Below are 21,038 nucleotides of genomic sequence, written 5' to 3'. Positions count from 1 at the left end.
CGCAAGGCCGCCTATCGGCAAAAACGCCCGCTGATCGCGAGCCTCGTCTCCTCCGCCGATATCGAGCGTTTCCTGCTGCATGGCCTCGTCGGACGCCATGATCTCCTGCCCGAGACGATCGCACGCCGCCGCCGCGAGGCGCTTGCCGAAACGCTTGCCATCCGCGATCTTCTGCGCGACCCGCCGATCGGCGTACAGGTGGGAATCGTGCGCGAGACCATCCCCGCAACGAGTTTCCAGATCTTCCGCCAGCCGGATCGCGCGGTTCTGGCAATCAGCCCATTCCGTCTGGGCGAACAGCCCAATGTGCGCGTCGGCGCGGCCTTGATCACCTCGGCCCCCGAGGCGCTGGATCTGCACGAATCCATCGCGCAACAGCTTTGGCAGCGGGCCTTTCGCGGCTCCGAGGGCGCCGATTACCTCGATGATCTGATCCGGCGCTACGGCATCGGCGGGTCCTGAGGTGCCCAAACATGCGGCAGTGACTGCCTGATCTATGGTCTCAAAAATGAGATCATCGCTTGACACAACCCCGACTCAACGGCTTCATGCCCTTACGTAAGCAACAAGCATGCGAGGGGATCACACCATGAAGACGCTTTCAAAGACCGCCGTCAGTGCGCTGGCGCTGACCATGACGCTCGGCCTCGCCGGTGGCGCAGCAGCGCAGGAATACACAGCCCGGATCGGCCATCTCGAGCGCGCCGAACAGGCCCGCCACCAGGGCCTCGAAATCGTCGCGGAACTCGTTCGCGAGCGCACCGATGGCAATGTCGTGTTCGAACTGTTTCCCGCCGGCCAACTCGGCCAGGCCCGCGAGATGAACGAGGGCGTACAGCTCGGCGTGATCGAGGGTACCGTCTCGCCGGCGGCCTTCCTCTCGGGCTTCAACCCGGCCGTGTCGATTCTCGACGTGCCCTTCATCTATCCCGCCGATCGCGAAGCGGCGAACGAACTGCGTACCGGCGCCTTCGGTGAGGCGATCCTCGCCACCTTCGACGAAATCGGCGTCAACGCCATCGCCATCTGGCCGAACGGGCGCAAGAGCTTCACCTCGAACAAGCCGCTCGGCTCCGTCGAGGATTTCGTCGGCCAGCATTTCCGCGTGATGGATTCGCGCGTGCTGATCTCCCAGTTCGAGGCCGTCGGCGCCTCCGCCATCGCCCTTCCCTTCGGCGAACTCTACACCGCGCTTCAGACCGGCGTCGTCGATGGTCAGGAGAATGCGCTCGATACGATTTCGGCGATGCGTTACGACGAGGTCCAGACCAACCTGCTGGTTTCCGAGCACGGCGCCAACGAAGACATCGTGATGTTCAATCCGGACTGGTGGAATTCGCTCCCGGACGCGTATCAGACCGTTATCGTCGAGGCCTTCGATGAGGTCCGCCCGCAGGTCGAGGCGATCAAGGAAGCCTCACAGGCCGCTTCGCGCGAGCGCCTCGAGGAAGCGGGCATGAACATCCGTGACATCACCGATGAAGAGCGCAACACGCTGCGCGAGATGATGTATCCGCAGGCCCGCGACGCCTATGTCGCGCAGACCGGCGCGGTCGCCAATACCATCGTCGAGGTCTACGAGGCCGAATACGAGCGCATCGTCGAGTGATCGCATGATCCGGCCCGGACGACGTCTTCACGGCGCCGTCCGGGCCTTTTCTTTTCCGGCGGTGGAGGGTTTCGTGTCGGCTGCGCTGAAGGCTCTGGAGAAGCTTGAATTCTTCCTGATCGCCGCATTGATGCTGTGCATGGTAGCGCTCTATGCCACCGGCATCGCCGTGCGCGAACTCGCCCCCGCCTGGTCGCGCAACGTCGCCTTCGTCGATGAAGCAACGCGTTATCTGATGGTCTGGATGGTGTTTCTGGGGCTTGGCCTCGCGCTGGCCCGCGGGCGCCAGATCGCCATGAGCGTGTTCCGCGACCGGCTCGGTGATCGTCTCGGGCGCGCCTTACGCAAGCTGATCGATCTCGTCGGCCTCGCCTTCTGCCTCTACATCGCCTGGATCGGCTTGGATATCGCCCAGCGCGTTGCCGCAACCGGGCAGAGCAGCCCGACGCTCGGCATTTCCGCCGGCATCCTCTATGCCAGCCTGCCCGCCGGCTTCGCGCTTCTGGCCCTGCGCTACGGGTTGAGCCTGTTCGGCCTGATCGACCGCTGGAATGCGCGCGACGCGGATGCCGCGACGCTGGAAGGACACTGACATGGGTGTCGCCTTCATTTCCGTCTTCGCGCTGGTGTTGCTGTTTCTCGGTTTCGAGATGCTGCTGGTGCTCGGCGTGCCGGGGCTCCTGATCAAGGAGCTCTATTTCACGCGATTGCCCGACATCGCCATCGGTCAGCGCATCCTGGGCGGGGTGAACCATTCCACCCTGCTCGCCATTCCGTTCTTTCTCTTCGCCGCCGAAATCATGGCGCGCGGGCATATCGCGCGTCACCTGACGACGATGGTGAAGGGCTTTCTCGGCCATCGCCCGGGCGGGATGGGCTATTCCACCATCGCGGGCTCCGCCGCTTTCGGCTCGGTCTCGGGTTCGGCGCCCGCCACCGTCGCGGCGATGGGGCGGATCATGTATCCGGAGTTGCGCAAGGCGGGTTACGGCGAGAAGATCTCGCTCGGGCTGATCGTCTCCTCGGCGGAATCGGCGCTTCTGATCCCGCCCTCCATCACGCTGATCATCTATGGCTGGCTCACCGGCACCTCGATCACCGGGCTGTTTGCCGGCGGGCTGGTGATCGGTATCTTTCTCTCGCTGGCCTTCGCCGCCTACGTCATGGTCGAGGGCAAGCTTTCGGGACGCACCGGCAGCACCCCGATGCCCTGGGCGGACCGCATGCGCAGCGTCAAGGCCGCACTCTGGGCGCTGGGCCTGCCGGTGATCATCCTCGGCGGCATCTATTCCGGCACTTTCACGCCGACCGAAGCCGCTGCGGTGAGCGTGATCTACGCCATCCTGGTTGAACTCGTCGTCTATCGCGAGATGAGCCTTGCCAAGGTCTATACCATTGCCGGCCAGGCGGCGATCACCACCTCGGTGATCTTCGTGCTGCTCGCCATGGGCAGCCTCGTCTCCTATTTCATCACGCTGGCGCAAGTGCCGGGCCTGGTGATTTCCTTCATGGAGACGATCGAGGCGAACTGGGTCGTCTTCCTGATCGTGGTCAACGTCGTCTTCCTGATCGCGGGCATGTTCATCGATCCCAATTCAGCGCTGCTGGTGCTTGTGCCTGCCTTCTATCCGGTGGCGCTGGCCTTCGGCATCGACCCGGTGCATTTCGGCCTGATCGTGTGCCTGAACATCTGCATCGGCATGATCACGCCGCCCTTCGGCCTCGACATCTTCGTCGCCTCATCGACCCTGAACAAACCGGTTTCCGCCGTGATCGCAGGGGTGTGGCCCTTCGTCGGGATCAATATCGGCACGCTCGTCGTCGTCACCTACGTGCCCGATCTCTCGACCTTCCTGCCGCGCCTGCTGCTCGGATAAGGATCGACAACCATGCAAGCCGTGCACGCCGTGCCGCCACAGGCGGATTCCCTCCCCGTTCTGGAAGAGCGCGCCGAAATCCTGCTTCACGAAGCCGTCAACGGAGAATACCGGCTGATGCAGGTCGAAGCGCCGGCCCAGGCGCAGCGCGCCCGCGCGGGCCAGTTCTTCCATCTTCTCTGTCCGCAGGACGATGCGCTCAAGCCCTTCTTCCGCCGCCCCATGAGCATCTATGCGATCAATGCCGAAGGCGGGCGGATCTCCTTTTTGTACAAGGTTACGGGCACGGGAACAAAGGCGCTCGCAAGGCTCGGGGTCGGTGAACGGCTCGACATGCTCGGCCCGCTCGGCATCGGCTTCTCGCTGCCGCCCGACACGACGCCCGGGCAGAAGACGCCGATCGTCATCCTCGCCCGTGGTGTCGGCCTCGCCACCCTCGCCCCGCTGGTCGGCCTTGCCCGCGGCGAAGGCCACGCCGTCACCGCGGTCCTGAGCGCGCGCAGTCCCGATCTGCTGATGTCGGTGGCCGAAACCCGCGCCGCCGGGGCTGAGGCGATCGCCGTCACGGACAGCGAGGGCAATTCCGATACCGGCCATGTCGCAGCCCTGCTCGACGATCTGCACGCGAAGGGCCGCATGGGCGCGCTCTATACCTGCGGCTCGAACCGTCTGCTCAAACTCGCCCAAGAGCATGCCGCGCGCCATGGGCTGTTCGGCGAGGTGGCGATGGAGCAGCAGATGGCCTGCGGGCTCGGCATGTGTTTCTGCTGCGTGCGCGCCTTTCGCGAGGGGGATGCGACGGTGCATCGCCGGGTCTGCTGCGAAGGCCCGGTCTTTCCGCTGGAGGAGGCTCTGGGATGGTAGATCTGTCCGTCGATATCGGCAGCCTGCGGCTCGCCAACCCTGTCATGCCGGCTTCCGGCACGTTCGCCCATGAGCTGGCGCAGGTCTTCGACGTCGATCGCCTCGGCGCACTCGTCATCAAGACGGTGACCGCCGACAAGCGCATCGGCAATCCGACGCCGCGCGTGGCGGAAGTGCCCGGCGGCATGCTCAACTCGATCGGCATTCCGTGCAAGGGGCCGGATCATTTCCTTGCCGAGACCGTGCCGCTCTACAGTGCGTTCAAGGCACCTTTTGTTGCCTCGATCTCAGCCAACACGCCCGACGAATTCGCCAGGCTTTGCGAGATGGTCAGCGTGCCGGGCGTCAGCGCCATCGAAGTCAATATTTCCTGCCCCAATATCGAGGATGACGGGCGTGCCTTCGCCATGCGCCCGGAACCGACACTGGCCGTCATGCGCAAGCTGCGCGCCGCCAGCGATCTGCCGCTCTGGGCCAAGCTCACCCCCAATGCCGGCGAGATCCAGGAAGTGGCGCAGGCTGCTGAAGCCGGCGGCGCAGATGCGCTGGTCGTGGCCAACACGATTCTGGCCATGAGCATCGACATCACCACCCGCAAACCCTCTCTCGGCAAGGTGATGGGCGGGCTCTCGGGCCCGGCGGTGAAGCCGATCATCCTGCGCATGGCCTATCAATGCGCCCGCTCGGTCGCGATTCCCGTGATCGGCTGCGGCGGCATCATGAGTGCCGAGGACGCGATCGAATACATGATCGCAGGCTGCAGCGCCGTGCAGGTCGGCACCGCCACCTTCATTCATCCCTCCGCCATGCTCAACGTGATCGCCGGCATCGAAGCCTGGTGCGCACAGAACGGCGTGGCGCGCGTATCCGACATCGTCGGCGATCTCGCGGAGGCCGGCGATGAGGGCGCGCGCAACTGGGGGGCAGATATGGGCACGGAAAAGCCGAAACCCGGCCAAGCGGGGGCAATGAACTGGGAGGGCGTGGCATGAGCCGCGACTTGTCACGGATCGGGCCGGCGACGCGGGCGCCCGATACGGACTTCATCGCCGGCGAAGGCCGCGCGCTGGCCGAGGCGATCTTCACCCGTGCCCGTGAACTTTCTCCCGATGAGGAAGGCGTCACCCGCCCGGCCTGGTCGCCGGTGGAGAGCCTCGTGCTCGATTATCTCGACGAGGTGGCCCGCGCCCAGGGGCTCGTCACCTGGCGCGATGCGGGGGCCAGTCTGATCATGGCGCGCCCTGGCGATACCGAGGCCGATGTGCGTCGCGGGCTTATCGGCTCGCATGTCGATTCGGTGCCCCAGGGCGGCAATTATGACGGCCTCGCCGGTGTGGTCACCGCCATGCTGGCCCTGATCGCAATGGAGCGCGAGGGCATCGAGACGGCATTTCCCGTGCGCGCCATCGCCCTGCGCGGCGAGGAGAGCGCCTGTTTCGGCCTGCCCTATATGGGCTCGAAGGCGCTGTTCGGCCTGCTCGACGAAAAGGCTCTCGATGCGCGCGACAACCGCGACGGACGCATCCTGCGCGATGCGATGGCTGCCTGCGGTGTCGATATGGAACGCGTCGCCGCCGGCGAGCCGCTGATCGCGGCAGATCAGCTCGCTTTCTTTCTGGAACTGCATATCGAGCAGGGCCCGCTGCTGATCGACCGCAACTGGCCGATTGCGGCGGTGACGGGGATTCGCGGCAATATCCGCCATCGCAACGTGCGCTGTATCGGCGAGGCCGGCCATTCCGGTGCGGTGCCACGCTACCTGCGCAAGGATGCGGTGGTCGCCACCGCCGATCTTTTGATGCGCCTCGACGAACACTGGCAGACGATCCAGCTGCATGGCGGTGATCTTGTCATGACCACGGGTATCCTTCATACCAACACCGCAAACGATGCGATGACGCGCATCCCGGCCGAGACGAGCTTCAGCTTCGAGGCGCGCAGCCAGCAGGCCACGACCCTGCGCGCGATCGAGGCGCTGGTGCATTCCGAATGCGAGATCGTCGCCCGCGAACGCGGCGTGCGCTTCGTCTTCGACGAGCCGGTCCATACAAGCGAGGCCTTCCTCGACAAGAATGTGCTCGCCGCCCTCCTCGCCGCCTGCGAGGCGCAGGAGCTTCCGGCGGAGACGGTGCCGAGCGGCGCCGGCCACGACGCCGCCGTGTTTTCGCAGGCGGGGGTGCCCTCCGGCATGCTCTTCGTGCGCAACCAGAACGGCTCCCACAACCCGCACGAGGCGATGGAGATCGACGACATGCTCTGCGGCGCCCGCGTGTTCAAGCGCGCGGCGCAGGCGCTGGCGCGGGGTTGAGCCGTCCGGCGCCACATGCGGTTTGCGGATTTGTCCGGACCGGATGACGATCACGCAGCGGGGAGATCATCCAGGCGGTGTGCGTTTCGTCAGGTTGTTACCCGTCATCACCGTCGTCGCGCTTGCGCCCCCCGCTCGCCGGCGGGGCGTTGCGCAGGCTGAGGCCGCGTTTGACGATGCTGTCACCGAAGCGCTCGCGCAGGGCGGCGATGGCGGTCTCCCGGCTTTTCTCGCGGACCACCTCGCGATCGGCGAGATCGCCGTGATCGGCGAGCGCGCCATCGACGAGATCGGCGGCGCCGATACCGATCAGGCGGAAGGCGGTGCCGTCGCATTCAGCGGCGAGCATCTGCCGCGCTGCGGCATAGAGCCGTGTTGCGAGTTGGGTCGGCGCCAGGCCGGAGACGGTGCGGGTGCGGTTGCGAAAATCACGCGTCTTCAGCTTGAGCACCACCGTGCGCCCGGCAATGTTACCGGCGCGCAGCCGCACGGCGACCTTCTCGGCCAATTCCCAGAGGATCGGCTCAAGCACATCCAGCCCCGCGATATCCGCATCGAAGGTGGTTTCGCTCGAGATACTCTTGGCCGCACGTTCGGGCTCGACGCGGCGGGCATCCTCGCCCTTGGCAAGCTTTGCAAGGCGCTGCGCGTCATTGCCGGCGATGCGCATCAGGTCGGGCAGTGAGCGGGCCGCGATGTCACCGATGCGGCGGATGCCGGCGCGGGCGAGCCGTTCCTGCGCCACCCTGCCCACACCCGGCAGGATGCCCACCGGCGCACCGGCGAGAAACGCCTTTGCCTCGGTGCGCCCGATGATCGAGAAACCGCGTGGCTTGTCGCGATCCGAGGCGATCTTGGCGAGGAACTTGTTATAGGACAGCCCGACGGAGACGCTGATGCCGATTTCCTCCTCGACGCGTTTCGCAAACCGCGCCAGCGTCAGGGCCGGGCTCGCCCCATGCAGGCGCTCTGTGCCGCCGAGATCGAGAAAGGCCTCGTCGATGGAGAGCGGCTCGACCAGCGGCGTCAGCGCGCGCATCATCTCGCGCACCTGCCGGCCGACCTGCGCATAGAGCGCCATGCGCGGACGGAGCACCACGGCATCAGGACAGGCTTCGAGCGCCTTGAACATCGGCATGGCTGAGCGCACCCCATAGATGCGCGCCACATAGCAGGCGGTGGAAACCACCCCGCGCCGCCCGCCGCCGATGATCACCGGCCGGTCCGCGAGTTCAGGGTTCTCGCGTTTCTCGACCGCCGCGAAAAAGGCGTCGCAATCGATATGGGCGATGGCGAGGCTGTCGCGCTCGTCATGGAGGAGCCCGCGCGGCGAGCCGCAGGACGGGCAGCGTGGGCGTGACCCGCCGGGAACCGGCCCGCTCCACAGGCAATCCCGACACAGATAAGCCCCGATCGGCGGTCTATCCTGCATGCGTGATCTCTATTCCGGCGGTCGCGGCGCAAGGCAGGCATGGGCTGCGACGATGGCATGCGGATCCATATCGAGCTCTGCCGCGATTTCGACGAGCAGGGGCTCGTAGTTCACCACGTGATCAAGCACGGCTTCGAAGAACTGCGGGGTCGTGCTGGCCTCGCGGATCCCGTCCGGACGCAGCCCGGTCAGATCGAAGAATCGCCCGAGACGCTCCTCGTCGGCGACGATGCGTGCAAACACGGCAATGGCGGTTTCGCGGGCCTGGTCTGGTGAAGGCAGTTTCATGAGAATCCCGATTCGGTTTGCCATTCGTTCATGGGTACCGATTTACTATGCTTTGCGGAACGGGAGAATGCCGGCGACGGGCTTAGCGGGGGCCAGCCGGCGCAAACGGGGATCGACCCATGCAGAAGACGGTGCTCATCGTCGAGGACAACGAGCTCAACATGAAGCTCTTCAACGATCTTCTCGAGGCCCATGGCTATGCCACGCTCAAGACCGCGAGCGGGATCGAGGCGATGGAGCTCGCTCGCGCCCACCGTCCGAATCTGATCCTGATGGATATCCAGCTGCCCGAAGTTTCAGGCCTCGAAGTCACCAAATGGCTCAAGGAGGACGAGGATCTGAAATCGATCCCCGTCGTCGCCGTCACCGCCTTCGCCATGAAGGGTGACGAGGAACGCATCCGCGAGGGCGGCTGCGAGGCCTATCTCTCCAAGCCGATTTCCGTGGCGAAGTTTATCGAAACAGTCCGCACTTACGCGGATGCGGGCTGAAAGGACAGAAAATGACTGCCAGAGTGCTCGTCGTCGATGACATCTTTCCCAACGTCAAGCTGCTGGAAGCGAAGCTGACGGCGGAATATTTCGACGTGGTCACGGCCATGAACGGGCCGGATGCGCTGACCATCTGCGAACAGGGTCTTTGCGACATCGTGCTGCTCGACGTGATGATGCCGGGAATGGACGGGTTCGAGGTCTGTCGGCGCCTGAAGAATTCTCCGCAGACCGCACATTTGCCGGTGGTGATGGTGACCGCACTCGACCAGCCGAGTGACCGGCTCAAAGGGCTCGATGCGGGCGCCGACGACTTTCTCACCAAACCTGTCGACGACACCGCCCTGCTCGCACGGGTGCGCAGTCTGGTGCGCCTCAAGGCCGTGACCGATGAATTGCGCACGCGCGCCCTCGCTTCGCGGGAATATGGGCTGATCGGCGACCCGCTGGTGCTCGCGACGGCGGAGAACGGGCTCGACGGCAGGATCCTGCTCGTCGATGATCGCCCCTCGTCCTACGAGCGGCTGGCAGGCTCGCTGTCGCAGTATCATCAGGTCACTGTCGAGACGGATGCCGTTCAGGCGCTGGCGCGCGCGGGCGAAGAAGAATTTGACGTCGCCATCATCAGCCTTGATCTCGCCGATGCCGATGGGCTGCGCGTCGGCTCGCAGTTGCGCTCGCTTGAGCGAACCCGCAACATCGCCGTTTTGATGCTGGCCGAGGCGGATGACCAGAAGCGCATCCTGCGCGGCCTCGAGATCGGCATGAATGATTTCCTCACGCGCCCCGTCGACCGGAACGAATTGCTGGCGCGCGTGCGCAGCCAGACGCGGCGCAAGCGTTTCTCGGACAAATTGCGCGAGGCCGTGCAGGAATCCATGGAAATGGCGGTGACCGATGCCCTCACCGGCCTGCATAACCGGCGCTATCTCGACACCCAGTTTACCGCGCTCTTCGACGAATCACTGCGTCGGGGCAAGCACTTGTCGGTACTCGTCATGGATATCGACAAGTTCAAGCCGATCAACGACACCTTTGGCCATGATGCGGGGGATGAGGTGCTGCGTGAATTCGCCAAGCGCATCCGCTCGCAGACACGGGGCATCGACATCGTTGCACGCTTCGGCGGTGAGGAGGTGGTCGTGCTCGTGCCCGATACCGGGCTCGACATCGCCCGCATCGTGGCGGAACGCATCCGCGCCCATGTGGAAGGCGAGACCTTCGCCATTCACAATGAAACCCGGCGCGTCCCCGTGACCGTCTCGATCGGCGTAGCCTCGCGTCAGCCCGGCGATACATCCCCGCAGGACATGCTCAAGCGGGCCGACCTTGCGCTCTACCGCGCCAAGGAACAGGGTCGCAACCAGGTCGTGGCTGACGCCGCGTGATTGGATACAATTAAAACGAGTATCACTGTTTCTGATTAAACAATCCTGCGTTACAGTGACGCATCCTTGATTCGCAATGGCCGTGGCTGGCCCGACGAATCATCACCGCGCCTGTATCGGAGACGATTTCCATGACGAAAAAGACCCTTGCAGCCTCGGCGCTGCTGATCGGCCTCGTGCCGACCGTCGGCCTTGCCGCCGATGATCAGACGGCCCCCGGCAGCATCGATTTCGCGATGTATTTCAATGCTGACGTGCGTGATGCGGCCGATTGCGCCATGACCGTCGTCGATGGCGCAATCGTCATCGATCCCGCCATCCGCAATCCATCCATGACGTGCCCGGACATGTTCTCATGGAAGCTGTTCACCGAGGTGGTTTCGCAGGAATTCTGGAAAAACTGGGCCGCCGACCAGCAGACCTGGCCCGGCCAGCCCTATGTGATGTGCCAGCCGGGCGATGACGTCACCACTTGCTGCACACCGGATTCTCTGGACAATCCGGGCTACGACGATGCCGAGAACCCGGCCCTGCATTGCCCTTACTTCCCCGGTGACCACCGCGCGGCCGGCGCCACTCCGCCCCTGCCGCGCGCGCAGCCACTGTCGAAGGCTCACGTCACGCAATTCGAGGACAATCTGCGCCGGGTCACGCCGCAACAGATCAACGCGATCGATCCGGGGCGCGTCATCCGGCAATCCATGGCGGAGTTCGTCTTCCGCAACAAACCGATGTTCGACTACGTCTTCGATCATGACCTCTACAACGCCGAAGGTCTGGCGAAGGTGTTTGCCGAGAATGCCCGGGTGATGCGCCAGAACGCGCCGTTCCATAGCGCCAATGCTGGTGGCGCGAGCGCGCGGATCGATTTCCCCGTCGATGCGGTGATGATCAAGAGCAACTGGATCAGCGCTGAGCGGGCGGAAGTGCTGGGCATCCGCAATGATCCCGATAACCCCTTCATCACCATGACGGTCGAATCCGCCGTCACCGACAACAATGCCCAGATCTTCGAGCCCGGCGAGCACTGGCTGGTTTCGTTTCACGTTTCCTCGAAGGACATACCCAACTGGGTCTGGCTGACATTCGAGCACATCAACAATCCGGGACGCTGCGACTATATCGGCTGCAACGATTCCTACGGCTTCGCCTCGCCGGACGACGTGCCCGAGGGCGCCGCGGACAATTTCACCCGCCCGCATGTGATGAGCGACGATCTGCCGATCGCATCGCCGATTTTCGATCCCGGCGGAACCTACGCCTCCGGGCCGATCAGCGCGGGCTTGAAGGGCGTGCTCGACGGGCTCGATATCGGTACCACCGAAGCGCGCGATCCGACCATGCCCAACGCCTCCGATCGCGCCTGGCGCAGCTATCGCCTCAAGGGCAGCCAGGTCGATTTCGTGCAATCGACCGGCCATCGCATCCTTCTGGGGAACTCCGTCACCGAAGGCGGTTTCATGATGTCTTCCTCCTGCATGAGCTGCCATGCCCGTGCCCATGTCGGGCCGGACGGCAAGCCGAGCGTGCTGGGCGTGTTCGAGAATACAGTAGACACGATCGGCTACGGCGAAGGCTCGCTCGGCACACCGAATCCCGACTGGTTCATCTCCAGCCAGCAGCCACCCGCTCTGGAAGCGCTGCAGACCGATTTCGTCTGGGGCTTCTTCTTCGCGAATGATCTGGTGAAGGCGGGCGAATAAGGCGGCATCGGCATGCGCCGCACAGCCGTGAAACTTTCGAAAGACGAGGCCGGCGCCTGATCGGTGCCGGCCTCGTCACAATGCCAGCGCAGGGGTCATGCCGCTGCTCTCCATATCCCAGCGTGCCTGCCAGTCCCCCGCGCTGCGTTCAAGGATCAGATAGTTGCGTTCGGCAATATAGCGCGACCTGTGGCCCGGCAGCGGCCTGATCCGGATCGGATGTTCGGGCAACGGATCTTCACCCAGCAAGGCAAGCGCACCCAGAATCCGCGCCCATCCTTTCGGCGGCGCCCTGTGGGAGATACCCGAGGCGACCAGTTGCTGGAGATGAAGATCATCGCCCAGATCCATGACGGCCCGGGTTGCGAGATGAATCTCGCCGGAAATCGCGATGATGTCGTGCCCGTCACGCCGCGCCATATCGCGCACGAGGCGCAGCATGCGGCGCCATTCTTCGCGATGCGCGCGGCTTTGCCACTGATCGCGGAGATCGTCTTCGTATTTCTGCATCCGCGGGATCGCGACCATCAGCGCCTCGAAGACCGACAGGCGTGGACCCAGCAAGGGCACGCTCGACATCAGAAAGGTGTGCCCGGGGGCGTGGCGCTCGGCTTCGCCGTCCATCATCGCCCAACCGCCACGGCCCATGATGTTGCGCCGGGTCCGTTCCGAGCGCAGGTCGGGAGCGAGAACCCGCAGACCGGGCGCGTGGATGCTCCAGCCGAGATGGGTAGCCTGGGGGTCCGCAAACCGGTCGGGTAACTGACCGGGAACGGTCGCGTTCTGGAAAACCAGAAAACTCTCGTGCGCGACCTTGAACAGCGCCTGTCCGACCGCGGAATACGTGACCGAACGCGGCAGCGACCCCCAGCCGTCACAGATGTCGTGATCGTCCCATTGCATCAGGGAGGGAACGCGCGCAGCCAGCCACGCCAGTTCGGGCGCTTCGTAAAGGGCGGCATAGCGGGCGAAGAAGCGTTCGCGCAGATGATGCTCGAGATCCGCGAGTTCTTCGCCGGACACGTCCTCCGGCACCGTGTCGGGCCAGTCGCGGGTGAGGTCGTGGCCGTGCGTCGCCTCGTCGGCATAGACCTGATCGCCACCATGGAGCATGAATGCAAAGGGCCTGCGACGATGCTCGTCCCGGAGGCGCGACCACATCGCATTGCGTTCGGAGCCTTCACGCTCCATATCCCCGATCTCCTCGCCGTTGCAGGAGACGTAGGCCACGCGAAGATCGCCCGTCAGGTTCCCGGCGATCTCGTAGGAATGTCCGTTCCAGCCATAGGTCGAGATGCGGTCAGCAGGTACTGAAAACCGCGTTCGCCACGCGGTCGCATGATCGTAATCGGTCAGCCGGCAGGCGCGGAAGGTACCACCCTCGGCGTCGATCGGAGGCGGCGCGGCGCCCTTGTCGGTGATGAAGAGGGCGGAGAGATGCAGTTGCGTGTCCGCGACATCATCGAGAAAAAGAATGGGCCCAAGCGGCAAAACGGGTCTGTACGTCATGGATGACATGTTATTCGGGCAAGCTCCTTTGCACAATCATGAAACCTGTGATGCGCAGAGAATCCGGGTCATGCCTGGACGTGGCTTGCGCGGAAATTGCAGCCGCATGCGCATCCGCGTTTTCCGTGCCACGGATCACGCGCGGTCTGACGGGTCCGGATTTTCGCGATTTCCGCATCATAATCTTCACCCGATTGTCCTCAGAAGGGCTAGCCATCGGGCACGCGAGCGCGTATAAGCCGCCTCGAAATCGGATCGATCAGGGCGCTGCGGCCTGCGGCGCCCCGATTGTTTTTGACATGTGGGCGTTTGATATTGTGTGCAAAGCGAATGCCGGCGCGGCGGTTCGCGAAAGCCACAGGGCAAGCCACCACGCTTGAATGCGCGCATACCTGTCTTGACCGATGGCGGGCGGGCGCGTCCAGTGACCGGAGAAGTGAAATGGCTGTTCCGAAGAGAAAGACCACGCCGTCCAAGCGCGGCATGCGCCGTGCCGCCGATGCGCTCAAGAAGCCGACCTATGTCGAAGACAAGGATTCCGGCGAACTGCGCCGTCCGCATCATGTCGATCTGAAGACCGGCATGTATCGCGGTCGTCAGGTCCTGACGGTCAAGGCGGACGACTGAGGCGCCGACGGCGCTTCCCGCCACGGATCGGCTGATACATGATGTACGCCCTGCCGGCAAATACCGGCGGGGTTTTTCGCGTGTATCCGAGTCAATCCGCATTGAATTTAGCCACAAAGACGCGCATCCTGCACAAGAAGGCAGCGATTCCCGTTGCCGCAAAGAAGGAAAGGGTATGGCGCTGACTGCAGTGTCCGATCATGAAGCGCAAGCTTCAACCACCGCCCCGGAGAACGGCGCAACCGCTCTCGATCTGGAAGGATTGCTCCCGCTGGTCCGCTCGGGCCTTGAGGACATGAAGGCGGAGGATCTCGTCGAGATCGATCTCGCCGGAAAGACCTCCATCGCCGATGCGATGATCGTCGCCACGGGCCGCTCCGACCGGCATGTCGGCGCGATCGCCGACCGGCTGATCAGGGATCTCAAGGATCACGGCTACGGGACCGCCCGTGTCGAGGGTTTGCCGGCCTGTGACTGGGTGCTGATCGATACCGGCGATGTGATCGTCCATGTCTTCCGCCCGGAAGTCCGCGGCTTCTACAATCTTGAAAAGATGTGGGGTGCGGACCGTCCGACGGAAGCGACGGGCGGCTGAGCCGCAGGGGTTGCGATCGCTCGCGCGGCGCATTGATCGCGGGCGCGTGGAGGAAACGCGTGAAGCTGACGCTACTCGCCGTCGGGCGTCTGAAGGCGGGGCCCGAGCGTGAACTGGTCGCGCGATACGGCGCCCGCATCACCGCCAGTGCCCGCCCGCTCGGGCTGAGCGGACCGGAGATGATCGAGATCGCCGAATCACGCGCGCGGCGCGAGGATGACCGACGCAGCGAGGAAGCACGCGCCATCGGCAGTCACCTCACCCGCAGCACGGGCAGTGGATCGGGCAACAGCGGAAACAGACGGCTGATCCTGTTCGACGAGCGCGGCAAATCCCTGTCGAGCACGGGTTTCGCCGATCAGATCGCCGCCTGGCGCGATGATGGGGTTGCGGCGACGGCTTTCGTCATCGGCGGCCCGGACGGGCTCGACCTCTCCCTAACGCAGGAAGCAGGATTGACCTTGTCCTTCGGACGCCTGACCCTGCCGCATCAACTGGTGCGGGTTCTGGTCATGGAGCAGATTTACCGTGCATTAACCATCATCGGCAGACATCCTTATCATCGTGCCGGTCACGGCGATTGAAGTCATGGTTCCGGCATGGCTGGGGGCAGGACATGCGGCGAGATATGCGGCAAGACACGCGCATGCACGGGCAAGGCGAGGCGAGAACGAGCCGTCGCCCCGACGCCGGCGCGCCCGGCGGCCCCGGCGCGGGAGGCGTCGAGTGCGGCCTCACCGCGAGATCCCTGCTGATTCTCGCGCTTTTGGCCGGCGCCGTATTCTCCCCTGTGCTGCCACTCTCGGCCCCTGCCCTCGCGCAGGAAGACGAGGCCACGGAGCCGGCGGTGGGGCCCGGCGAGGCGGCCCGCGACCTGCGCGCCCGCGAGCTGGAAGAGGTACGCCGTGATCTGGAGCGCGCCGCGCAGGCCGAGCGGGAACTCGCCGAGGAAATCGCCACCCTCCAGGAGGATCGTGCGGCACTGGCCGAGGCGCTGATCGAGGCCACCACCCGCATCCGCGACAACGAGGCGCGATCGGAGGCGCTCACCGGACGGCTCGAATCGCTGATCGCTTCGGAAGCCGCGATCCGGCGTTCGCTGGAGGCACGGCGTGACGTGATCATCGAGGTTCTCGCCGCACTTCAGCGGATGGGCCGGCGCCCGCCGCCGGCGGTGCTGGTCCGCCCGGAGGATATCCTCGCGGCGGTGCGCACCTCGATGCTGCTCGGCGCCGTGGTCCCGGAATTGCGTGCCGAGACGCGCGCGCTCGCCGCCGACCTGCAGGAACTGGTCGATCTGCGGCGCATGATCGCGCAGGATCGCGAGGCGCTCGCTGTCGAACTCGCCCAGCTCGACAGCGAGCGCCGGCGGCTCTCCGCGCTGATCGAAGCGCGTCAGGAGCGGCTGCGTGCCGCGCAGGACGATTTTCTCGAACAGAGCGAAAGGGCGGCAACACTGGCGGCCGAGGCGGGCAATCTCGAAGAATTGATCGCCGCAATGGAAGAGCAGATTGCCGCAGCCCGTGCGGCCGCGGAAGCCGCCCGCGCCGCCGATGCACGCCTGCGCGCCCAGACACAGGCGCGTTTCGCCGAGGCCGCAAGCCTCGATCCCGCCAGGCTTTCACCACAGATACCCTTCGCACAGGCTCGCGGGCGCCTGCCCTTGCCGGTGTCCGGCTCGCTCACACGGGCTTTCGACGAGCCGGACGATATCGGCGGGCGCATGCAGGGCGTCGTGATTTCGACACGCTCCGGTGAGATCGTCACGGCTCCGGCGGATGGCTGGATCGCATTTGCGGGAGCCTACCGTTCCTTCGAGCGTCTCTTGATCATCAATGCCGGCGACGACTACTATGTCATGATGTCCGGCATGGAGAATGTCACCGTCGATGTCGGGCAATTCGTTCTCGCAGGGGAGCCGGTCGCCATGATGGGGGCGCAGGCTTCGGTCTCTCCGGCCATGGGACTCGTCGACGCGGAGGGGCCGGTGCTCTATGTTGAATTCCGCAAGGATGGCGGGGCGATTGATCCCGCACCCTGGTGGCAGGATACGATACAGGAATCGCGTCACGTTACGCCAAGCGAAAAGGTTCGCGGATAATGCGCAAGCTTCCAATACTGATGATCGGCGCGCTGGTCGGCGCCAGCATGGCGACGCTGGTGTCGCAGACACACGTGCTCACATCGACCACGGCCGTCGCCGCCTCTGCCGAGACCTACCGTCAGCTGAGCCTGTTCGGCGATGTCTTCGAGCGCGTGCGTCAGGATTACGTCGAAGAGCCGGAAGAGGCCGATCTGGTCGAGGCCGCGATCAACGGCATGCTCACCTCGCTCGACCCCCATTCCAGCTACATGGATCCGCGTTCGTTCCGCGACATGCAGGTACAGACACGCGGTGAGTTCGGCGGACTGGGCATCGAAGTCACGATGGAGGACGGGCTCGTCAAGGTCGTCGCCCCGATCGACGACACACCGGCCTTCAATGCCGGAGTCATGGCCAATGATCTGATCACGCATATCGATGGCGAACAGGTTCAGGGCATGACGCTGAGCCAGGCCGTCGAACTGATGCGCGGCCCGGTCGATTCGGACGTCACCCTGCGCATCCGGCGCGGCAATGCCGCCGACACGATCGAGGTCAACATCACCCGCGACATCATCCGCGTGCGCCCGGTCCGCGCCCGCGTCGAGGACGATATCGGCTATCTGCGCGTGACCGCCTTCAACGAGCAGACCTTCACCAATCTGCGCAGCGCGATCCAGGAGCTGAAGGGCGACATCAGCGAGGATCGGCTTCAGGGCTTCGTCATAGACATGCGCAACAATCCCGGCGGTCTGCTGGATCAGGCGATCATGGTCTCGGACGCCTTCCTCGATCGTGGCGAGATCGTTTCGACGCGCGGGCGCGACCCGGAGGAGACCCAGCGGTTCTCGGCCAAGTCCGGCGATCTGACAGACGGTCTGCCGCTGGTGGTTCTGGTCAATGGCGGCTCCGCCTCGGCGTCCGAGATCGTTGCCGGTGCATTGCAGGATCACGAGCGCGCCACGCTGATCGGCTCGCGCTCCTTCGGAAAGGGCTCGGTCCAGACCATCATTCCGCTCGGCGGCAACGGTGCTTTGCGCCTGACAACGGCGAAGTACTACACGCCCTCCGGCCGTTCGATCCAGGCGCGTGGTATCGACCCGGATATCGTCGTTCTCCAGGATATCCCCGAGGAACTGCGCGGGCAGGACGAGACGCAGGGCGAAGCGGGCCTGCGCGGGCATCTCAGTGGCGAGGATGAGGAGGCCGGCGGCTCTTCGGCTTATGTCCCCAGCGATCGCGAGGAGGACAAGCAGCTTCTCGCCGCCCTCGCCTTCCTGCGTGGCGAGCAGCTCGACGCCTTCCTCACCACCGATGCCGAGAACGAGACGGCGCCGAACTGAGGCCCTGCACGAGCAATCCGATCGCGCCCGCCATTCCGGAAAGGAGTGGCGGGCGTTTTCATCTGCCTCTGTCGTGCCCCGCCTGCGGCGAATGGGTCACAGCCGGTATTTTCCCGACGCAATGATGCTATAGATCGTCGCGCGGTAACGCGCACGCCCCCGGGGCGGCATCATCGAGCAAGAGGCAAGGCATGCTTCCGGATATCCGCGATTACGAAGGCCTGTACGCGCGTTTTTCCTGGGCGATTCCCGAGCGCTACAATATCGGGGTCGATATCTGCGACCGTTGGGCGGCGATTGATGCCGGGCGCCCCGCCGTGATCGAGGTCACGCCGGATGGTGAGACGCTGGTACTGGATTACGCCGGGCTGCGTGACGCCTCGAACCGCCTCGCCAATGCCCTGCGCAAACGCGGCATTCGCCCCGGTGATCGCGTCGCGGTGTTGCTGCCGCAAGGCCATGCCGTGCCGATCGCGCATGTGGCGATCTACAAGCTCGGCGCCATTGCGCTGCCGCTTGCCGATGTCTTCGGCATCGACGCCCTGCGCTACCGGCTCGGCGATTCCGGCGCACGCGCGCTGATCACCCATGCGGGCGGCCTTGCGAAATTCGCCGATGCGGAGGAAGACTTCACGCATCCGGACGTGATTCTGAGCATCGACGGTCCGGATGCCGGTGCAGAGGGTTTCCACGAGGCGAGCGCGGCGGAGAGCGCGGAATTCACTCCGGTCGATACGCTGGCCGACGATCCCGCCCTGATGATCTACACCTCGGGCACCACGGGCAATCCCAAGGGCGCCCTGCATGCGCATCGGGTGCTGCTGGGCCACCTTCCCGGCGTCTCGCTGCCGCATGAATTCATGCCACAACCGGGAGATCGCTTCTGGACGCCGGCGGATTGGGCATGGGCGGGCGGGCTGCTCAACGTCCTGCTGCCGGGCCTGCATTTCGGCGTTCCCGTCATCGCCCGGCGCTTTGCGAAATTCGATCCGGAAGCCGCCTTCCGGCTGATGGCGGATCAGGGCGTGCGCAACGCCTTCATCCCGCCCACGGCCCTGCGCCTGTTGCGCAGCATCAACAATCCGCGCAAGCGCTTCGATCTCGCCCTGCGCACACTCGCCTCCGGCGGCGAGGCACTCGGTGCCGAGACCTTTGCCTGGGGGCACGAGACGCTGGGCCTATCGATCAACGAGTTCTACGGCCAGACCGAGTGCAATCTCATCGTCGCCTCCTGCGCCGCGATCGGGGTGAGCAAGCCGGGCATGATCGGCCGCCCGGTTCCGGGCCACCGCGTTGCGGTGATCGCCGATGACGGGCGCATATGCGCACCCGACGAGCCCGGCCAGATCGCCGTCGCGCGCCCCGATCCGGTGATGTTTCTCTCCTACTGGAACCGCCCGGAAGCGACGCAGGCGAAATTCATCGGCGACTGGATGACGACAGGCGATCAGGGCGTGATGGATGCCGAGGGCTATATCCGCTTCGTCGGGCGCGACGACGACGTCATCACCTCCTCGGGCTATCGGATCGGGCCGACGGAGATCGAGGATTGCCTGTTGCGACACCCCGCCGTTTCACTCGCCGCCGTCGTTGGCAAGCCGGATCCGGTGCGCACCGAGATCGTCAAGGCCTTCATCGTGGTGCGCGACGGAATCGATCCCGACGAGGCACTTGCCGAGGATATCCGCAGCTTCGTACGCAACCGGCTCTCCGCACATGAATATCCCCGCGAGATCGCCTTTCGCGATTCCCTGCCGCTGACCACCACCGGCAAGGTCATCCGCCGCATCCTGCGTGACGAAGCATGAGTGAGGTCTTTTTCTACCACCTTCAACGCCAGCCGCTCGAGCGTGTCCTGCCGACGCTGCTCGAAAAGGCGCGCGCGCGCGGCTGGCGGGCGGCGATACAGGTCACCAGCGAGGAGCGCGCCGCTGCACTCGACGATCATCTGTGGAGTTATGACGAGCAGAGCTTCCTTGCCCATGGCCGCGCCGACGAGGCGGAGGCGCACGAGCATCCGATCGTGATCGCACTCGATTTCACCAATCCCAACGATGCCGCGATCCGCTTCCTCGTCGACGGCGCGGCGCTACCCCCCGATGCCGCGCGCTACGAGCGCCTGATGGTGATCTTCGACGGCCATGACGACGACCAGCTCGCCCGCGCCCGCACGCAGTGGAAGGAAGTCAAGGCTGCCGGCCACGAGGCGACCTACTGGCAGCAGGACGAGAATGGGCGGTGGGGGAAGAAGGCGTGAGGCGGCAACAGAACAGCCGGCTCTCTGGAAGAGGTCAATCTCCTAGAAAAACGGAGGCATCTGCGGAGGCGATACATTGGAAGGCACGTATTCCGGACACAATGCCCCGCCAAAATTGAAGCCAACCGCTATCGTGAGGACCGAGGCGACCATCAGGGCGTAAGCCCAGCGTCCCCAGTCCTTACCGTACAAGAAAGCCAGGCCGAGGGCGCAGAATCCAAAGAATATCGCCACATAATCATAACCGTAACACGCCACGACAAAATTGTTCTGCGTTTCAATCCTCAACTGCTCCAAACCAAAAGATCTTGGGAGCAGCACCATCACCCAGGCAACATAAAATACCCAACCCTTTCGATTATTCGTTGTTCTCGGCATATGTCACTCTGCGCGCCATCGGATCAAGGGCGCGGTTTCCATTGCGCAATAAAAGATATATTTTTTGCGAAAAAGCAATCTTAAATTTTGCATTCCTTCGCATCAATTCCGCTCCACCGGCGCGGATCAATTTATTGACAATGGTTACAAGAAAAAAGTACCCTTCCACCGTTGCCGCTTCGGTGGATTGGAAGACCACTTCGGTGGCAGGTCATTGCGAGGGTGATAACAATCCTGCAATTGCCTTAAGATTCAAACCCCGCTTCGGCGGGGTTTTTTCGTGGCC

General features: G+C 64.3%; 22 protein-coding genes and 1 pseudogene. 19 read left to right on the top strand and 4 right to left on the bottom strand.

The genetic code is table 11. From position 1 onward, the window contains the following. The 7 genes and pseudogenes from VKP01_RS05960 to VKP01_RS05930 all read left to right on the top strand — a co-directional run. A pseudogene (locus VKP01_RS05960) lies at positions 1 to 462 on the top strand (transcriptional regulator); the annotation flags it as partial. 127 nt (positions 463 to 589) lie between these two features. Next, a complete protein-coding gene (locus VKP01_RS05955; protein ID WP_324411212.1) occupies positions 590 to 1,609 on the top strand; it encodes a TRAP transporter substrate-binding protein in 1,020 nt (339 codons plus the stop codon). Between the two features lie 73 nt (positions 1,610 to 1,682). Next, on the top strand, positions 1,683 to 2,201 hold the full coding sequence (locus tag VKP01_RS05950) for a TRAP transporter small permease (protein WP_324411210.1): 519 nt from the start codon (positions 1,683 to 1,685) through the stop codon (positions 2,199 to 2,201). 1 nt (position 2,202) lies between these two features. Then, a complete protein-coding gene (locus tag VKP01_RS05945; protein ID WP_324411207.1) occupies positions 2,203 to 3,486 on the top strand; it encodes a TRAP transporter large permease in 1,284 nt (427 codons plus the stop codon). Between the two features lie 12 nt (positions 3,487 to 3,498). Next, positions 3,499 to 4,350: a dihydroorotate dehydrogenase electron transfer subunit gene (locus VKP01_RS05940; protein WP_324411205.1), complete on the top strand. Its 852-nt coding sequence runs from the start codon at positions 3,499 to 3,501 to the stop codon at positions 4,348 to 4,350. Further along, positions 4,344 to 5,342 carry a dihydroorotate dehydrogenase gene (locus tag VKP01_RS05935; protein WP_324411201.1) on the top strand — a complete coding sequence of 333 codons (999 nt, stop codon included), beginning with the start codon at positions 4,344 to 4,346 and terminating at the stop codon, positions 5,340 to 5,342. Before VKP01_RS05940 ends, VKP01_RS05935 begins: the two co-directional genes overlap by 7 nt. Next, complete coding sequence (locus VKP01_RS05930) at positions 5,339 to 6,658, top strand: hydantoinase/carbamoylase family amidase (protein ID WP_324411199.1); 1,320 nt, start codon at positions 5,339 to 5,341, stop codon at positions 6,656 to 6,658. The genes VKP01_RS05935 and VKP01_RS05930 overlap by 4 nt, the downstream gene beginning before the upstream one ends. A 97-nt stretch (positions 6,659 to 6,755) precedes the next feature. On the opposite strand, the gene VKP01_RS05925 is transcribed toward VKP01_RS05930, so the two are convergent. Together VKP01_RS05925 and VKP01_RS05920 are read right to left on the bottom strand one after the other, a co-directional pair. Continuing rightward, on the bottom strand, positions 6,756 to 8,090 hold the full coding sequence (locus VKP01_RS05925) for a DNA polymerase IV (protein ID WP_324411197.1): 1,335 nt from the start codon (positions 8,088 to 8,090) through the stop codon (positions 6,756 to 6,758). Positions 8,091 to 8,099: 9 nt separating this feature from the next. Beyond that, positions 8,100 to 8,378, bottom strand: a complete 279-nt coding sequence (locus tag VKP01_RS05920; RefSeq protein WP_074445764.1) for a DUF3572 domain-containing protein — start codon at positions 8,376 to 8,378, stop codon at positions 8,100 to 8,102. A gap of 119 nt (positions 8,379 to 8,497) precedes the next feature. Between VKP01_RS05920 and VKP01_RS05915 the strand changes: the two genes are divergently transcribed. The 3 genes from VKP01_RS05915 to VKP01_RS05905 all read left to right on the top strand — a co-directional run bounded on the left by VKP01_RS05915 (position 8,498) and on the right by VKP01_RS05905 (position 11,960). After that, positions 8,498 to 8,869, top strand: coding sequence for a response regulator (locus VKP01_RS05915; protein WP_324411194.1), 372 nt, complete (start codon positions 8,498 to 8,500; stop codon positions 8,867 to 8,869). Between the two features lie 11 nt (positions 8,870 to 8,880). Continuing rightward, positions 8,881 to 10,257: a PleD family two-component system response regulator gene (locus VKP01_RS05910; protein WP_324411192.1), complete on the top strand. Its 1,377-nt coding sequence runs from the start codon at positions 8,881 to 8,883 to the stop codon at positions 10,255 to 10,257. Positions 10,258 to 10,388: 131 nt separating this feature from the next. Beyond that, positions 10,389 to 11,960, top strand: coding sequence for a hypothetical protein (locus VKP01_RS05905; RefSeq protein ID WP_324411190.1), 1,572 nt, complete (start codon positions 10,389 to 10,391; stop codon positions 11,958 to 11,960). 75 nt (positions 11,961 to 12,035) lie between these two features. On the opposite strand, the gene VKP01_RS05900 is transcribed toward VKP01_RS05905, so the two are convergent. After that, on the bottom strand, positions 12,036 to 13,469 hold the full coding sequence (locus VKP01_RS05900) for an alkaline phosphatase D family protein (RefSeq protein ID WP_324411188.1): 1,434 nt from the start codon (positions 13,467 to 13,469) through the stop codon (positions 12,036 to 12,038). Positions 13,470 to 13,910: 441 nt separating this feature from the next. Here VKP01_RS05900 and rpmF point away from each other — a divergent pair, with 441 nt between their 5' ends. The 8 genes from rpmF (at position 13,911) to VKP01_RS05860 (ending at position 20,374) form a co-directional block, all read left to right on the top strand. Continuing rightward, positions 13,911 to 14,096: a 50S ribosomal protein L32 gene (rpmF, locus tag VKP01_RS05895; protein WP_074445768.1), complete on the top strand. Its 186-nt coding sequence runs from the start codon at positions 13,911 to 13,913 to the stop codon at positions 14,094 to 14,096. Positions 14,097 to 14,134: 38 nt separating this feature from the next. Further along, positions 14,135 to 14,281 (top strand): hypothetical protein, encoded by a 147-nt coding sequence (locus VKP01_RS05890; protein ID WP_324411184.1) that lies wholly within the window; start codon positions 14,135 to 14,137, stop codon positions 14,279 to 14,281. Beyond that, positions 14,272 to 14,691, top strand: coding sequence for a ribosome silencing factor (gene rsfS, locus VKP01_RS05885; RefSeq protein WP_324411182.1), 420 nt, complete (start codon positions 14,272 to 14,274; stop codon positions 14,689 to 14,691). The genes VKP01_RS05890 and rsfS overlap by 10 nt, the downstream gene beginning before the upstream one ends. 59 nt (positions 14,692 to 14,750) lie before the next feature. Further along, positions 14,751 to 15,275, top strand: a complete 525-nt coding sequence (gene rlmH, locus VKP01_RS05880; protein WP_324411181.1) for a 23S rRNA (pseudouridine(1915)-N(3))-methyltransferase RlmH — start codon at positions 14,751 to 14,753, stop codon at positions 15,273 to 15,275. 44 nt (positions 15,276 to 15,319) lie between these two features. Then, positions 15,320 to 16,792, top strand: coding sequence for a murein hydrolase activator EnvC family protein (locus tag VKP01_RS05875; RefSeq protein ID WP_324411179.1), 1,473 nt, complete (start codon positions 15,320 to 15,322; stop codon positions 16,790 to 16,792). Then, positions 16,792 to 18,117, top strand: a complete 1,326-nt coding sequence (locus tag VKP01_RS05870; RefSeq protein ID WP_324411177.1) for a S41 family peptidase — start codon at positions 16,792 to 16,794, stop codon at positions 18,115 to 18,117. The genes VKP01_RS05875 and VKP01_RS05870 overlap by 1 nt, the downstream gene beginning before the upstream one ends. Before the next feature lie 191 nt (positions 18,118 to 18,308). Next, on the top strand, positions 18,309 to 19,925 hold the full coding sequence (locus tag VKP01_RS05865) for an acyl-CoA synthetase (protein WP_324411175.1): 1,617 nt from the start codon (positions 18,309 to 18,311) through the stop codon (positions 19,923 to 19,925). After that, the gene (locus VKP01_RS05860) at positions 19,922 to 20,374 is read left to right on the top strand and encodes a DNA polymerase III subunit chi (protein WP_324411173.1); all 453 of its coding nucleotides are present in this window, start codon (positions 19,922 to 19,924) and stop codon (positions 20,372 to 20,374) included. Before VKP01_RS05865 ends, VKP01_RS05860 begins: the two co-directional genes overlap by 4 nt. A 42-nt stretch (positions 20,375 to 20,416) precedes the next feature. Here VKP01_RS05860 and VKP01_RS05855 read toward each other — a convergent pair whose 3' ends face one another. Then, on the bottom strand, positions 20,417 to 20,752 hold the full coding sequence (locus tag VKP01_RS05855) for a hypothetical protein (protein WP_324411171.1): 336 nt from the start codon (positions 20,750 to 20,752) through the stop codon (positions 20,417 to 20,419). A gap of 41 nt (positions 20,753 to 20,793) precedes the next feature. Between VKP01_RS05855 and VKP01_RS05850 the strand changes: the two genes are divergently transcribed. Next, positions 20,794 to 21,038: hypothetical protein (locus VKP01_RS05850; protein ID WP_324411169.1), on the top strand; the 245-nt coding region annotated here is incomplete at its 3' end.

The sequence above is a fragment of the Saliniramus sp. genome (genome assembly GCF_035311605.1).
Lineage (GTDB): Bacteria > Pseudomonadota > Alphaproteobacteria > Rhizobiales > Beijerinckiaceae > Saliniramus.
The sequence above is the reverse complement of the archived record's forward strand: the minus strand, read 5'-3'. Positions and strand labels throughout refer to the sequence as shown.

Excerpts from the sequence above, each read along its gene's own strand:
- VKP01_RS05860 (WP_324411173.1), top strand. The coding sequence starts at position 19,922 with ATGAGTGAGGTCTTTTTCTACCACCTTCAACGCCAGCCGCTCGAGCGT.
- VKP01_RS05855 (WP_324411171.1), bottom strand. The coding sequence starts at position 20,752 with ATGCCGAGAACAACGAATAATCGAAAGGGTTGGGTATTTTATGTTGCC.
- VKP01_RS05940 (WP_324411205.1), top strand. The coding sequence starts at position 3,499 with ATGCAAGCCGTGCACGCCGTGCCGCCACAGGCGGATTCCCTCCCCGTT.
- rpmF (WP_074445768.1), top strand. The coding sequence starts at position 13,911 with ATGGCTGTTCCGAAGAGAAAGACCACGCCGTCCAAGCGCGGCATGCGC.
- VKP01_RS05930 (WP_324411199.1), top strand. The coding sequence starts at position 5,339 with ATGAGCCGCGACTTGTCACGGATCGGGCCGGCGACGCGGGCGCCCGAT.
- VKP01_RS05945 (WP_324411207.1), top strand. The coding sequence starts at position 2,203 with ATGGGTGTCGCCTTCATTTCCGTCTTCGCGCTGGTGTTGCTGTTTCTC.
- VKP01_RS05890 (WP_324411184.1), top strand. The coding sequence starts at position 14,135 with ATGATGTACGCCCTGCCGGCAAATACCGGCGGGGTTTTTCGCGTGTAT.
- VKP01_RS05865 (WP_324411175.1), top strand. The coding sequence starts at position 18,309 with ATGCTTCCGGATATCCGCGATTACGAAGGCCTGTACGCGCGTTTTTCC.
- VKP01_RS05875 (WP_324411179.1), top strand. The coding sequence starts at position 15,320 with ATGCGGCAAGACACGCGCATGCACGGGCAAGGCGAGGCGAGAACGAGC.
- VKP01_RS05870 (WP_324411177.1), top strand. The coding sequence starts at position 16,792 with ATGCGCAAGCTTCCAATACTGATGATCGGCGCGCTGGTCGGCGCCAGC.
- VKP01_RS05910 (WP_324411192.1), top strand. The coding sequence starts at position 8,881 with ATGACTGCCAGAGTGCTCGTCGTCGATGACATCTTTCCCAACGTCAAG.
- VKP01_RS05920 (WP_074445764.1), bottom strand. The coding sequence starts at position 8,378 with ATGAAACTGCCTTCACCAGACCAGGCCCGCGAAACCGCCATTGCCGTG.
- VKP01_RS05905 (WP_324411190.1), top strand. The coding sequence starts at position 10,389 with ATGACGAAAAAGACCCTTGCAGCCTCGGCGCTGCTGATCGGCCTCGTG.
- VKP01_RS05915 (WP_324411194.1), top strand. The coding sequence starts at position 8,498 with ATGCAGAAGACGGTGCTCATCGTCGAGGACAACGAGCTCAACATGAAG.
- rsfS (WP_324411182.1), top strand. The coding sequence starts at position 14,272 with ATGGCGCTGACTGCAGTGTCCGATCATGAAGCGCAAGCTTCAACCACC.
- VKP01_RS05935 (WP_324411201.1), top strand. The coding sequence starts at position 4,344 with ATGGTAGATCTGTCCGTCGATATCGGCAGCCTGCGGCTCGCCAACCCT.
- VKP01_RS05955 (WP_324411212.1), top strand. The coding sequence starts at position 590 with ATGAAGACGCTTTCAAAGACCGCCGTCAGTGCGCTGGCGCTGACCATG.
- VKP01_RS05925 (WP_324411197.1), bottom strand. The coding sequence starts at position 8,090 with ATGCAGGATAGACCGCCGATCGGGGCTTATCTGTGTCGGGATTGCCTG.
- VKP01_RS05900 (WP_324411188.1), bottom strand. The coding sequence starts at position 13,469 with ATGACGTACAGACCCGTTTTGCCGCTTGGGCCCATTCTTTTTCTCGAT.